The sequence below is a fragment of the Sciscionella sediminilitoris genome (assembly GCF_000737195.2).
GTDB classification, from domain to species: domain Bacteria; phylum Actinomycetota; class Actinomycetes; order Mycobacteriales; family Pseudonocardiaceae; genus Sciscionella; species Sciscionella sediminilitoris.
Map to the genome: position 1 here is coordinate 41,368 of NZ_JALM01000005.1, position 12,997 is coordinate 54,364.

A 12,997-nucleotide genomic window follows, 5' to 3' on the forward strand; every position below is an offset into this window, starting at 1 on the left:
TTAGCGTCGGTTAACCCTGCTCTGGAGGTCACGGTGCCATACCCGAACGATGGTGAGCGCGATCGTCCGTGGGTCATGCGGACCTATGCCGGTCACTCCTCGGCCGCTGCCTCGAACGAGCTCTACCGGCGAAACCTCGCCAAGGGCCAGACCGGGCTCTCGGTCGCCTTCGATCTGCCCACCCAGACCGGCTACGACCCCGATGACGAACTGTCCACCGGTGAGGTCGGCAAGGTCGGTGTCCCGGTCAGCCACATCGGCGATATGCGGGCCCTGTTCGACGGGATCCCGCTCGGCGAGGCGAACACCTCGATGACCATCAACGCCCCGGCGATGTGGCTGCTCTCCCTCTACGTCACCGTGGCGCAGGAACAGGCCGAGGCCGAGGGCAAGGACTGGAAAGAGGTCGTCGCCAAGCTCGCGGGGACCACGCAGAACGACATCATCAAGGAATACCTTTCCCGCGGCACCTACGTGTTCCCGCCGGCGCCCTCGTTGCGGCTGATCACCGACATGGTCGCCTACACGGTCAACAATGTGCCGAAGTGGAACCCGATCAACATCTGCAGTTATCACCTGCAGGAGGCGGGCGCGACCCCGACGCAGGAGGTCGCCTACGCGCTGTGCACCGCGATCGCCGTGCTGGATGCGGTGCGCGATTCCGGCCAGATCGCGCCCGAGGACATGGGCCGCGTCGTCGGGCGCATCTCGTTCTTCGTCAACGCCGGGGTGCGGTTCGTCGAGGAAATGTGCAAGATGCGCGCGTTCACCGAGCTGTGGGACGAACTCACCAGGGAACGCTATGGGGTCACGGACGCGAAGGCGCGCCGGTTCCGGTACGGCGTGCAGGTGAACTCGCTCGGGCTCACCGAGGCGCAGCCGGAGAACAACGTCCAGCGAATCGTGCTGGAAATGCTGGCGGTCACGCTTTCCCGCAATGCGCGCGCCCGCGCGGTGCAGCTGCCCGCGTGGAACGAAGCGCTCGGCCTGCCCCGCCCCTGGGATCAGCAGTGGGCGCTGCGCATGCAGCAGGTGCTCGCCTACGAGACGGATCTGCTCGACTACGGCGACCTGTTCGACGGTTCCACCGTGGTGGAGGCCAAGGTCGCGTCCATTGTGGAGGGTGCACGGGCCGAGATCGACCGGGTACAGGGCATGGGCGGTGCGGTGGCCGCGGTGGAGAGCGGGTACATGAAGTCCCAGCTCGTCTCCTCCCTCGCGGAACGGCGCAGGCGCATGGAATCCGGTGAGGACGTCATCGTCGGGGTGAACAAGTTCGAGAGCACCGAGCCCTCTCCGCTGCAGAGCGGGGATGTGGACGCGATCGAGACCGTCGACCCGCAGGTGGAAAAGGAAGCGATCGAGGCCATCCGGAAATGGCGCGCCGAGCGGGGCAACACCGCGGTCGCCGAGGCCCTCGAAGGATTGCGCGCCGCAGCGAAGACCGAGGCGAACCTGGTCGAGGCCACCCTGCGGTGCTGCCGGGCCGGGGTCACGACCGGGGAGTGGTCGCAGGCGCTGCGCGAGGAGTTCGGCGAATACCGCGCACCGACCGGGGTTTCCGGTGCTTCGGCGGCGGGCGAGGCCGGTGCGGAGATCGCCAGGGTGCGCGGCCGGGTGCAGGCCGCCGGTGAACGCATCGGCGAGCGGCTGCGCATGCTGGTCGGCAAGCCGGGACTCGATGGGCATTCCAACGGCGCCGAACAGGTCGCGGTGCGCGCCAGGGACACCGGATTCGAAGTGGTGTATCAGGGAATCCGGCTCACCCCCTCGCAGATCGTCGCCGCCGCCGTGCAGGAAGGCGTGCACGTGGTCGGGCTTTCCGTGCTCTCCGGTTCGCACATGGAGGTCGTGCCCGCTGTGGTCGAAGGACTGCGGGCCAGTGGTGCCGAGGACATCCCGGTGATCGTCGGCGGGATCATCCCGCCCGAGGACGCGGCCGCTCTGCGCGCGCACGGTGTCGCGCGGGTGTTCACGCCCAAGGACTACGAGCTCACCGAGATCATGGACGGCATCGTGGACGTGATCTGCGAGCAGCACGAGATCGACCCTGCCTCGGTGACCGGCTGAACAGCCGCGCGGACTCGCCGGTCGCGTGACTTGCGTTGACCGGCACGCTGCCGAACACTGTGCGCACCCGAGTCGACCGAGCAGGGATCGCGCATGTCCGAGAGCACCATCGACCGCAGTTCGGTCGACCGTAAGTCGCTGGTCAAGGCATTCGCGGCCAGTCTTTCCGGCACCACGCTGGAGTACTACGACTTCGCCGCCTATTCGGTGGCCAGCGCGACGATCTTCGGGCCGTTGTTCTTTCCCGGCGACGATCCGCTGGCTTCCACGATGCTGGCCTTTTCCACGTATGCCGTGGGATATGCCGCGCGCCCGCTCGGCGGGTTCGTCTTCGGCCGCCTCGGCGATGTGCTGGGGCGCAAACGGGTGCTCGTCCTGACCCTGGTGCTCGTCGGCATCGCCACCTTCCTGATCGGTGTGTTGCCCACCTACGCCACGATCGGCGGCGCCGCACCGATTCTGCTCGTGGTGCTGCGGTTCGCCCAGGGAGTCGGCATCGGCGGCGAATGGGGCGGGGCGGTGCTGCTGTCCAGTGAGTTCGGCGATCCGCGAAAACGGGGGTTCTGGGCATCAGCGGCGCAGGTCGGCCCGCCCGCGGGAACCTTGCTCGCGAACGGGGTGCTCGCCCTGGTCAGCGCGCTCGTGACGACCGAGCAGTTCAACAACTGGGGCTGGCGGGTTGCCTTCCTGCTTTCCGCGCTGCTCGTGGCTTTCGGGCTGTGGATCCGGGTCAAACTCGAGGAAACACCGGTGTTCAAGGCGATCCAGGCCAAGGGGGAACGGTCCGCCGCTCCGCTGCGCGATGTGTTCCGGTACGAATGGCGGCCACTGCTCGCCGGTATTCTCTCCCGGATCTGCCCGGATGTGCAGTACTCCCTGTTCACCGCGTTCATCCTCACCTATCTGACCCAGCAGCTCGGCCTTTCCCGTTCGGTCGGGCTCACCGCGATGCTCATCGCCTCCGGGGTGGAGCTGTTCCTGATCCCGGCCTTCGGTGCGCTCTCCGATCGGATGAATCGCCGGTTGCTGTACCTGATCGGGGCGATCGCCGCCGCGGCCCTGCCGTTCGCCTTCTTCCCGCTGATCCAGGGGCGCTCGATCGCCTGGCTGATCATCGGCATGATCGTCGCGCTCGCCATTCACGCCTCGATGTACGGACCGCAGGCGGCCTTCGTCACCGAGCAGTTCTCCGCGCGGCTGCGTTATACGGGCAGTTCGCTCGCCTACACGATCGCGGGCGTACTCGGGGGCGCCATCGCACCGTTGATCTTCACCGCGCTGCTCTCCGCGACCGGGAGCTGGCTGGCGATCGCGCTGTACCTGGCCGGGACCGCGGTGCTCACCGTGGTCGGGCTCGCGCTCGGCCGAACCCCCGATCCGGCCGAGGCCGACGCCTGAGGACCGGCGATCGGGCGTCCTGACAACACCGCGCCGAGCCGGTACCGTCTGCGAATATGGCCGAGTACGAACACATTCTGGTCGAGTCCGACGACGAGACCGTGCGCATCACCATGAACGAACCGAAGCGCCGCAACGCACTCTCCGAGGAACACCTTTCCGAACTGCTCGGCGCGTTCGTCGCGGCAGGGGAAAGCGATGCGAGCGGGATCATCCTCGCGGGCAACGGGCCCGTGTTCTCCGCGGGGCACGACTTCGCCGATGTCGCCCAGCGGGACCTGCTCGGGGTGCGTGAACTGCTGAATGTGTGCACCGAGCTGATGACCACTATCCAATCGGTGCCCCAGGTCGTGATCGCCCGCGTGCACGGACTGGCCACGGCCGCCGGATGCCAGCTCGTCGCCAGCTGCGACCTTGCGATCGCTGCTGCCTCTGCCGGATTCGCACTGCCCGGTGGGAAAGGCGGATGGTTCTGCCATACGCCCGCGGTTCCCGTCGCGCGCAGCATCGGCCGCAAACGGCTGATGGAGATGGCGCTCACCGGAGACATCGTCGATCCGGTGACCGCCGCGGAATGGGGACTGATCAACACCGCGGTGCCCGACGAAGAGCTGGACAAGTCCGTCGAGCACCTGCTCGCCCGCGCCACACGAGGGGACCGGTCCTCGAAAGCCCTCGGCAAACAGGCCCTCTACGCACAGCTCGACCGGCCCGAGTCCGAGGCCTACTCGCACGCCATCGAGGTCATGGCCGCCGCATCGCAGTTGGAGGGCGCGCGCGAGGGGATGTCCGCGTTCCTGGAGAAGCGCCCGCCGGTCTGGCCGAACTGATCTGGCCGAACTGAACGGAACAGTGCTCACCCGTGTGAACACTGTTCTCGCCGGTGAACGGGGTTCTCCGTGGTGATCAGCGTTCTCCGCCCCGACCATGACTCGCTACGGTGATCGCTGCTCTCGACCGTGAACGCGGTCCGTGACCGTAAGCGCCGTTCGTGACTGTGAACGCCGTCTTCGGTCGTGAACGCTGTTCTTGATGATGAACGCTGCTCTCGACCGGGAGTGCCGCCCTCGATTGTGAACGCCGCTCTCGACCGGGAGTGCCGCGAGTGCCGCCCTCGACTGTGAACGCTGTTCTCGGATGAGAACGCTGCTCGCGACAGGGGAGGGGGTGCCGCCTCCGCCGTGAACACCGTTCCGGACCGCGGCACCTGTTCTCGGCCAAGAACAGTGTTCTCGGTTGCTGTGGTCCTCGGTTGTGGCGCCTGTTCCGCGAAGTGATCAGTGTTCCCGGCCAGGTTCCCGGCCAGCGTTCGCGGAACCTTCGTGCAGCAACAGCCGGAGGTAGGCCGCAAGCGTTTGCGCATCCGCGATCGTGCCGGATCGGATCATCGTCTCCAGTTCGGCGCGGGAGAACCAGGCCGAGTTCATGTCCTGTTCCTCGAGTTCCCGGGAAGGTTCTCCCCTGGTCAGCTCAGTTGCCAGGAACACGGTGCCTTGTTGGGAGGACAGCCCGGGTGCCACGTCGAGGGTGCCGAGTTCGGTCATCTGCCCGGCCCGCAGTCCGGTTTCCTCGGCGAGTTCCCGCGCGGCCAGGGTCGCTGCCGGCACCTCGGCCCGTTCCGGTGCGGTGCCCTGTGGGAATTCCCAGCGGCGTGCGGAGAGCGGGTAGCGGAACTGCTCCACGAGGTGGAAGTGTTCGTCCTCGTAGGGGATGACCAGGGCGTAGTGGGGTTTGTCCACGACCCCGTAGATGCCGTTGGAGCCGTCCGGGCGTTCGATGCGGTCCTCGCGGACGGTCATCCAGGAGTTCGCGTACACCTGGGTGGAACCGAGCTGTTTCATGGCACCTATCATGGCCCGCGTGCGTCTCGTGATCGCTCGCTGCCAGGTCGACTACGCGGGGCGGGTGACCGCGCACCTGCCGATGGCCACGCGTCTGTTGCTCGTCAAGGCCGACGGTTCGGTGTCGGTGCATTCCGACGACCGTGCCTACAAGCCGCTCAACTGGATGAGCCCGCCGTGCTGGGTCACCGAGGAGCCGGATACCTGGACGGTGCAGAACAAGACGGGCGAGAAACTCGTCATCGCCATCGAGGAAGTGCTGCACGATTCCCAGCACGAGATGGGCGCCGAGCCGGGGCTCGTCAAGGACGGCGTCGAGGCGCACCTGCAAGAACTGCTCGCCGAGCACATCGGCACCCTCGGCACCGGATACAGCCTCGTACGCCGGGAATACCCCACCGCGATCGGGCCGGTCGACATCCTCGCGCGTGACGAGGGCGGGTCGACGGTCGCCGTGGAGATCAAACGCCGTGGCGAGATCGACGGTGTCGAGCAGCTGACCCGCTACCTCGAACTGCTCAACCGCGATCCGCTCCTCGCACCGGTGCAAGGCGTGTTCGCCGCGCAGCAGATCAAACCCCAGGCGCGCACGCTCGCCGAGGATCGGGGTATCCGCTGCCTGACCCTCGACTACGACGCGCTGCGCGGGATCGAACCGGACGAATTCCGCCTGTTCTGAGCTCGCCCTGGGGACTCATTCCGGAGTGTGATCGAGCCACTACGTCCGAATGACGCAATGTTGACATTCGGATGTTCGGCCGATGTTCCACGCTGTGCTGCCCTGATTACGGGTCGACAGCTCGGTTGCTGGGTGATCGACCGATCGGGTCACTCGATTCCAAATCGTTTTCTTTGGGGCCGTTCCGGTGGGTTGTTACAGGGAGTAGGGTTCCTCCCGGACCCACTGGTGTGGACTGTTGTTGGTTCTTGTTGGCTCAACGAGGAGGTGGCCGGTGCACGTACTCGCGGATGCGAACCTCCGGCTCGATGCGAGTGCGATTGACTATGTGTTGGTCGCTGTTTATTTCGTTTTGGTGCTGGGGATCGGGTTCCTTGCGCAGCGGTCGGTGAACAACAGCCTGGATTTCTTCCTCTCCGGAAGGTCCATGCCCGCATGGGTCACCGGGCTGGCGTTCATGTCGGCGAACCTGGGGGCGGTCGAGCTCGTCGGTATGACGGCGAACGGCGCGCAGTACGGCGTCCCCACGGTGCATTTCTACTGGATCGGCGCGGTGCCGGCGATGGTGTTCGTCGGACTGGTGATGATGCCGTTCTACTACGGCGCGAAGGTGCGAAGTCTGCCGCAGTTCCTGCTGCGCCGATTCGGCAAGTTCGCGCATCTGGTGAACAGCATCAGTTTCGCGCTCGCTCAGGTGGCGCAGGCGGGTATCAACCTGTTCCTGCTGGCGACGGTGGTCGAGGCGCTGCTGGGGTGGAATCTGTGGCTCTCGGTCGCGGTCGCGGCGGTGATCGTGCTGGCGTACACCACGCTCGGCGGTCTTTCCGCGGCGATCTACACGGAGGTGCTGCAGTTCTTCGTGATCGTGGCGATGCTGGTGCCGCTGACGATCGTCGGCCTGCACCGGGTGGGCGGCTGGTCCGGCCTGGTGGACAAGATCCAGGGCTCCTCGACGGCGAACGATGCCGCCGCGCAGCTTTCCTCCTGGCCGGGCAGCAACCTGACCTCGATCGGCAACAGCACGCTCTCGGTGCTCGGCATCGTGTTCGGTCTCGGGTTCGTGCTCTCCTTCGGGTACTGGACGACGAACTTCGCCGAGATCCAGCGCGCGCTCTCGGCGAAGTCGGTCTCGGCGGCGCGGCGTACTCCGCTGATCGCGGCCTACCCGAAGACGCTGATCGTCCTGGTGATCTTCATTCCCGGGATGATCGCCGCGGTGCTTTCCGGGCCGTTCGCCAAGTGCAAGGCGGAGCTCGTCGCGGGGGCGGCGAAGTGTTCCAACGGATACGAGCCCAATGACGCGATCCAGTTGCTGATCAAGGATGTGCTGCCGAACGGCATGCTCGGGGTCGCCATCGCCGGGCTGATCGCCTCGTTCATGGCGGGTATGGCGGCCAACGTGTCCAGCTTCAACACGGTGTTCACCTACGACATCTGGCAGTCGTACGTGCGCAAGGGCCGCCCGGACGGCTACTACCTGCGGATCGGCCGGATCGTCACGATCGTCGGTTGTGTGCTGGCCATCGGTGGTGCCGCGATCGCCATGGGCTTCAACAACATCATGACGTATCTGCAGGACCTGTTCAGCTTCTTCAACGCCCCGCTGTTCGCGACCTTCATCCTCGGGTTGTTCTGGAAGCGGATGACCGCGGCCGCGGCCGGATGGAGCCTGATCGCGGGTACCTTGTCCGCGGTGATCGTGAACATCCTCGGCAAGGTCGGGGTGCTTCCGATCAGCGGGCAGGGGCTGTCGTTCGTCTCCGCGCTGGCCGCGTTCGTGATCGACATCGCCGTTGCCGTCGCCGTGACCGCGGTGACCAGGCCGCGCCCGGACTCGGAGCTGACCGGGCTTGTCTGGTCGCTGACCGATCGCAAGGCGCTGCGGCGCTCCGAGGCGAGCGACGATCGGGGTTGGTACCGCAAACCGGTCGTGGTCGGCATGGGTGCGCTGGTGCTCGCCGTCGCGCTGAACATCATCTTCTGGTGAGGTGGAGAAATGACCGAGGAAGCCAAGACGCGGCGTACCGCGGGCCTGTTCGATTTGCGCTACATCATCGCCACACTGTTCGGCGTGTTCGGCATCGTGTTGTTGATCATGGGCCTGGTGGACTTCACCGATGCCGCCGCGGCGAAGACCGGAGGGATCAACATCAACCTCTGGGTCGGCATCGTGATGATCGTGGTCGCCGCGCTGTTCGGGATCTGGGCCTGGCTGCGGCCGGTGGTCATCGAGGCGCAGGCGCGCCCGGAGGACATGCTCACTCCGGGGGAGCAGCGGTAGCCGAGCGCGTTGCCCGGGGCCGTTTCGAGTAGGGCGCCCCGGGCAACGCGGGCCCGTCTCAGCGCAGGTGGCGCGGCGGGTTCAGGGTCTCGAGGGTCCAGTCGTCGACGCGGCGGGCGATGCTGCTCAGCCGGGTCCGGGCGCGGGAACGCGAACCGCGCATCGTGGGGTGGTTGTCGCCGACGACACGGTCCATACGTGGAGCGATTCGGCTCACGAACATCGGTAGTCCTTCCATCGGTTCGGGGTGATCGGTGTCGGCACTGACATGGGTATCAACGCGGGAACCATCTTGATCGTTTCCGAAACCGTGCGTGAACCTGGTCACTCGGGGCTTTTCGTGCTGTTCGGACAGGGCGGACGCGGACTCGGCTAGGGTGCTGCCGTGTCCCGTCGTGTATCGGCCGTCCTCGGTCTCGCCGCGCTGTTGCTGCTCAGCGCCTGCGGACCGGATCTGAGCAAGAAGACCTTCGCGCGTACGACCGTGCCCGAGGCGAGCAGTCCCGATGCGGCGACCGATCCGAAGCTGGCTGCGGACCGGATGCGCAAGATCGATCCCTGCGCACTGCTCACCAAGCTCGGCCTGGACCGCTACGGCGAGGTCGACGGGAAACCGGCCGTGGGCACCGACTTCGCCGAGTGCCGCCAGCCGCTGAAGAGCAAGACGGCGGGCGGGAAATCGGTCTCGATCGACCTCGGGACCTCGGTCAGCCCCAGCTTCAGCAAGCTCACCGACAAGATCGGCGGTCTGCCCGCGCACGAGCAGTCGCTCACCGACTGCAGCGAGAAGGTGCTGACCGACAGCCGTGAGCACAAGGGTTTCCAGCTGTCCTACAGCGATGATCCGGAGCCCGAGCAGAGCAGGTGCGCCGCCGCGCGGGCCCTGTCCAAGACGGTGATCGAGGTGCTGCGCACGGATCCGCCGCCGCGCACTGACACCAACTCGCTCGCCCTCGTCGAGCCCTGCGACCTCGTCGACGGCGGAACGGTGCGCGGGATCGTCGGCAGCTCGCCGGACGCCTCGCACATCGGGCTCACCCAGTGCAAGTGGACCAATGCCGCCTTCGATCTCACCGTCTCACTCGATATCGGCGACTCGAGCTTCGTGTCCAAGGACAAGGATGTGGACCTGGGCAACGGGGTGAAAGCCGGTCAGTCCGGCATGTCCGGCGTCCAGGGCTGTGCGATCGAGTGGCTGCACAAGCCGGACACCGGCGAACGCGAACCGGGCCTCGGCCGCAAGGACGAGATGGTGAAGGTCTCGGTCGAGGACAAGAAGAACTCGCACGCGGATGTCTGCGGGAAGGCGATCGGCGCGGCCAAGGTCGTGCTGCCCAAGCTTCCGCAGCGTTAAGCCAGCGCACACCGCCTGCGTCCACTAGTGTGTCGACGTGCCCCGTCGAGTACTCCGGCCGTTCGGGTTCGCCACCCTCGGCTGTGCCGCCGTGCTGCTGCTCACCGCGTGCGGCGGAGTGGACACCGCCAAGCGGACCTTCCCGCGCACCACGATTCCCGGTGCGACCGAGCCGGACGCCGCGATCGATCCCCGGCTGGCCGCCGATCGGCTGCGCCTCGCCGATCCGTGCGCGCTGCTCGGCAAGCTCGCACTGGACCGCTTCGGCGGGGCGCACGGCAAGCCCTCGATTCCGGTCGATCCGGGGGACTGCGATCAGGATCTGGGCGACGGTAAGCAGATCGGGCACTACGTCGAGGTACAGCTGGGCACCGAGATCGATCCGGAGTACACCAAACTCAGTTCACACGTGGAAGGCCTGCCCGCCAGCGAATCGAATTCGGGTGAGTGCAGCGAGAAGATCCTCACCGACTCGCACGCCAAGCGGGGTATCTGGCTGCGCTATGTGGACGGGCGGAACGTGAACTGCCCGGCGGCGCGCACCCTGGCCGCCGAGGTGATCCGGACACTGCGCCAGAACCCGCCACAGCGCGCCGGAACCGGTTCGGTCACCGCGGCGCGGGCCTGCGAGACGGTGGACGGCGGGACCCTGAAGGCGGTGCTCGGTGAGACCCCGGCAGGAAAGGGGACCGGGCTGTTCGACTGCACATGGCGGGGCGGCTCGTTCGGGCTCGAGCTGGCCTTTCAGATCGGCGAGGCACAGTCGCCGGGTGACAAGGACAAGGTGGACCTCGGCAACGGGATCGCCGCCAAGAAACAGGCACCGCCCGGGGCGGCCGGTTGCGAGCTCACCTGGGCGCACAAACCGCTCGCGGACGGGCAGAGCGAACTGGTCACCGTGAGCCTCACCGATGAACTGCGTTCCGCCGGGGATATCTGTCCAAAAGCCGCACAGGTCGCCAAACTCGTGGTGGGCAAGCTACCCAAACCGTGAGCGCGATTGGAGCACGCCGATGAAAAAGGTCATGGGTGACCCGGAACAGGTAGTCGGTGACGCCTTGCTCGGCATGTCCGCCGCGTATCCGGAGCTGCTCACCGTGCGGCAGGATCCGGCCGTCGTCCTGCGCGCGGGTGGACCGCGGGTAGGCGAGGTCGCGGTGATCTCCGGTGGCGGATCGGGACATGAACCGCTGCACGCGGGATTCGTCGGGGACGGGATGCTCGCCGCCGCCTGCCCGGGTCCGGTGTTCACCTCGCCGACCCCGGACCAGATGGCAGCGGCCATCGAGGCGAGCGACAGTGGCGCGGGGGTACTGCTGATCGTGAAGAACTACACCGGGGACGTACTGAACTTCGAGACGGCGGCGGAACTCGCGGAGGCCGAGGGGCACCGGGTACGCACCGTGGTGATCGACGACGATGTCGCGGTCACCGATTCCACGCACACCGCGGGCCGCAGGGGAGTCGGCGGAACGGTGCTGCTGGAGAAGATCGCCGGTGCCGCGGCGGCGGAGGGGACCGATCTGGACGGCTGCGCCGCGCTCGCCGAAGGGGTGATCGCCGCGGTGCGTTCGATGGGCCTCGCCCTTTCCGCACCGACCGTGCCACACGTCGGGGAACCGAGTTTCACGCTCGCCGAGGACGAGATGGAGCTCGGCATCGGCATCCACGGCGAACCCGGGCGCGAACGGGTCCCGTTCACCGACGCCGAGCACATGGTGGGTTCGCTGCTCGATCCGATCCTCGCCGATCTGCCGTTCGCCGCGGGGGACGAGGTGCTGCTGTTCACCGATTCGCTCGGCGCCACCCCGCAACTGGAGCTGTTCATCGCGCACGGGATCGCGGAACGCCTGCTCGCCGAGCGGGACATCCGGGTGACCCGGCGGCTGGTGGGGCCGTACATCACGAGCCTGGACATGTCGGGGATCAGCTTCACCGTGCTGCGCATGGACGGCGAACGCACGCGCTACTGGGACGCGCCGGTGCACACCCCCGCGCTGCGGTGGGGCCGGTAATCGAGAAGGAGGCGAAGTAATGGCTTGCACGGGCGAGGATGTGCGCGCGGCGGTGCACCGGGTGGTGGAGACCGTCCGGGAACACCGCGACGAGCTCGTCGAACTCGACCGGGTGATCGGCGACGGCGACCACGGGGAGAATCTGCGGCGCGGGTTCGAAGCCTGGGCTGCCGCGCCGACCGGGGAGAGCCCGGCCGAGGTGCTGAAGCAGCTGGCGACCACGCTGATCTCGAAGGTCGGCGGTGCCGCGGGCCCGTTGTACGGCACCGCTTTTCTGCGCGCCTCGACCGCGGTGAAAGACCTCGCGGAGCTCGACACGGCCGCGGTGGTCACGGCACTGCGCGCCGGACTGGACGGGGTCGTCGCGCGCGGCAAGGCCGAGCAAGGGGACAAGACCATGGTCGACGCGCTCGCCCCCGCCGTGACGGCCGCCGAATCCGCGGCGACGGTGCGCGAAGCGCTCGAAGCCGCGGCGGGTGCCGCGGCAGAAGGAGCGGAAGCGACCCGGGATCTGGTGGCACGTAAGGGAAGGGCCTCCTATCTCGGGGAGCGCAGCGTCGGGCACATCGATCCGGGTGCCCGGTCCACCGCGCTGATCCTGCGGGCCCTGCTCCCGTGACCGCACTCGTGCTGGTCTCGCACAGCGCCCGGCTCGCGGAGGGCCTTGCCGAGCTCGCCGGGCAGATGGCCCCGGATGTGGCGATCACGGGCGTCGGCGGGATCGAGGGTGAGCTCGGTACCGATTTCGCGGCGGTGCACGCCGCGCTCGAAGCCTGTGCGGGCGAGGTCGCCGTGCTATATGACCTCGGCAGCGCGCGGATGACCGCGGAGCTCGCCATCGAATCGCTTGCCGAACCGGATCGCGTGGCGCTGGTGGAGGCTCCCTTCGTGGAGGGCGCGGTGGCCGCCGCGGTCGCCGCGCAGGGCGGGGCGGGGCTGCGCGCGGTGCTCGATGCCGCGGTCGGCGCGGGCACCCAGGAGGAGAGCGCGGCGCCCGCCGGGAACTGTGGTTCCGTCGAAAGAGCCGGGTTCACCGCGGAACTGGTCAACGAGATCGGCCTGCACGCCCGGCCCGCCGCTGCGGTGGCCCGCGCGGTCGCCGGGCTGGACGCGCACGTCACCGTGACCAAGGGTGCGCAGCGGGCCGATGCGGCGAGCGTGCTCGGCCTGCTCGGGCTGGACGCACGCAAGGGCGATTCGCTCACGGTGACCGCGGACGGGGCCGATGCCACGCGTGCGCTCGAGGCGGTGCGCGGCCTCATCGAGAGTGGTTTCGGAGAGTCCTGAACCGATTGCGTGGCGAGTTTCACGCCGTGAGCAGGGCGTTCCATGGCACGATGGCCGATATTACCCGGAGGT

General features: G+C 67.5%; 13 protein-coding genes. 11 read left to right on the forward strand and 2 right to left on the reverse strand.

The window, feature by feature from the left end:
• The first annotated feature begins 33 nt into the window (after window positions 1-33).
• From AD72_RS02060 to AD72_RS02070, 3 genes are all read left to right on the forward strand, one after another.
• On the forward strand, window positions 34-2,070 hold the full coding sequence (locus AD72_RS02060; RefSeq protein ID WP_082468724.1) for a protein meaA: 2,037 nt from the start codon (window positions 34-36) through the stop codon (window positions 2,068-2,070).
• A 93-nt stretch (window positions 2,071-2,163) separates the two neighbouring features.
• Window positions 2,164-3,468, forward strand: coding sequence for an MFS transporter (locus AD72_RS02065; RefSeq protein ID WP_031464621.1), 1,305 nt, complete (start codon window positions 2,164-2,166; stop codon window positions 3,466-3,468).
• Window positions 3,469-3,524: 56 nt separating this feature from the next.
• Window positions 3,525-4,298 carry an enoyl-CoA hydratase-related protein gene (locus AD72_RS02070; protein ID WP_031464622.1) on the forward strand — a complete coding sequence of 258 codons (774 nt, stop codon included), beginning with the start codon at window positions 3,525-3,527 and terminating at the stop codon, window positions 4,296-4,298.
• 447 nt (window positions 4,299-4,745) lie between these two features.
• Here AD72_RS02070 and AD72_RS02075 read toward each other — a convergent pair whose 3' ends face one another.
• Window positions 4,746-5,309, reverse strand: a complete 564-nt coding sequence (locus tag AD72_RS02075; RefSeq protein ID WP_031464623.1) for an NUDIX domain-containing protein — start codon at window positions 5,307-5,309, stop codon at window positions 4,746-4,748.
• 19 nt (window positions 5,310-5,328) lie between these two features.
• On the opposite strand from AD72_RS02075, the gene nucS reads away from it, so the two are divergent.
• From nucS to AD72_RS02090, 3 genes are all read left to right on the forward strand, one after another.
• Entirely contained in the window at window positions 5,329-5,988 is a 660-nt protein-coding gene (gene nucS, locus AD72_RS02080; protein ID WP_031464624.1) for an endonuclease NucS, read from the forward strand.
• A gap of 274 nt (window positions 5,989-6,262) precedes the next feature.
• Window positions 6,263-7,975, forward strand: coding sequence for a sodium:solute symporter family protein (locus AD72_RS02085; RefSeq protein WP_031464625.1), 1,713 nt, complete (start codon window positions 6,263-6,265; stop codon window positions 7,973-7,975).
• A 9-nt stretch (window positions 7,976-7,984) separates the two neighbouring features.
• On the forward strand, window positions 7,985-8,269 hold the full coding sequence (locus tag AD72_RS02090; RefSeq protein ID WP_031464626.1) for a hypothetical protein: 285 nt from the start codon (window positions 7,985-7,987) through the stop codon (window positions 8,267-8,269).
• A gap of 58 nt (window positions 8,270-8,327) precedes the next feature.
• Here the strand turns inward: AD72_RS02090 and AD72_RS36320 are convergent, their stop codons facing one another.
• Window positions 8,328-8,486 (reverse strand): hypothetical protein, encoded by a 159-nt coding sequence (locus AD72_RS36320; protein ID WP_156365012.1) that lies wholly within the window; start codon window positions 8,484-8,486, stop codon window positions 8,328-8,330.
• A 168-nt stretch (window positions 8,487-8,654) separates the two neighbouring features.
• Between AD72_RS36320 and AD72_RS02095 the strand changes: the two genes are divergently transcribed.
• The 5 genes from AD72_RS02095 to dhaM are packed head-to-tail and all read left to right on the forward strand — an operon-like array spanning window position 8,655 to window position 12,925.
• On the forward strand, window positions 8,655-9,623 hold the full coding sequence (locus AD72_RS02095) for a hypothetical protein (protein WP_031464627.1): 969 nt from the start codon (window positions 8,655-8,657) through the stop codon (window positions 9,621-9,623).
• Window positions 9,624-9,660: 37 nt separating this feature from the next.
• Window positions 9,661-10,617: a DUF3558 domain-containing protein gene (locus AD72_RS02100; RefSeq protein WP_156365013.1), complete on the forward strand. Its 957-nt coding sequence runs from the start codon at window positions 9,661-9,663 to the stop codon at window positions 10,615-10,617.
• 19 nt (window positions 10,618-10,636) lie between these two features.
• Window positions 10,637-11,638, forward strand: coding sequence for a dihydroxyacetone kinase subunit DhaK (gene dhaK / locus AD72_RS02105; protein ID WP_031464629.1), 1,002 nt, complete (start codon window positions 10,637-10,639; stop codon window positions 11,636-11,638).
• Between the two features lie 19 nt (window positions 11,639-11,657).
• Window positions 11,658-12,257 carry a dihydroxyacetone kinase subunit DhaL gene (gene dhaL, locus AD72_RS02110; protein WP_031464630.1) on the forward strand — a complete coding sequence of 200 codons (600 nt, stop codon included), beginning with the start codon at window positions 11,658-11,660 and terminating at the stop codon, window positions 12,255-12,257.
• Window positions 12,254-12,925, forward strand: a complete 672-nt coding sequence (gene dhaM / locus AD72_RS02115) for a dihydroxyacetone kinase phosphoryl donor subunit DhaM (RefSeq protein WP_031464631.1) — start codon at window positions 12,254-12,256, stop codon at window positions 12,923-12,925. Before dhaL ends, dhaM begins: the two co-directional genes overlap by 4 nt.
• Window positions 12,926-12,997 lie beyond the last annotated feature (72 nt).

Bases quoted from the DNA above. Each gene is read 5' to 3' on its own strand.
- AD72_RS02065 (WP_031464621.1), top strand. From the start codon at position 2,164: ATGTCCGAGAGCACCATCGACCGCAGTTCGGTCGACCGTAAGTCGCTG.
- AD72_RS02070 (WP_031464622.1), top strand. From the start codon at position 3,525: ATGGCCGAGTACGAACACATTCTGGTCGAGTCCGACGACGAGACCGTG.
- AD72_RS02075 (WP_031464623.1), bottom strand. From the start codon at position 5,309: ATGAAACAGCTCGGTTCCACCCAGGTGTACGCGAACTCCTGGATGACC.
- AD72_RS02090 (WP_031464626.1), top strand. From the start codon at position 7,985: ATGACCGAGGAAGCCAAGACGCGGCGTACCGCGGGCCTGTTCGATTTG.
- dhaK (WP_031464629.1), top strand. From the start codon at position 10,637: ATGAAAAAGGTCATGGGTGACCCGGAACAGGTAGTCGGTGACGCCTTG.
- dhaL (WP_031464630.1), top strand. From the start codon at position 11,658: ATGGCTTGCACGGGCGAGGATGTGCGCGCGGCGGTGCACCGGGTGGTG.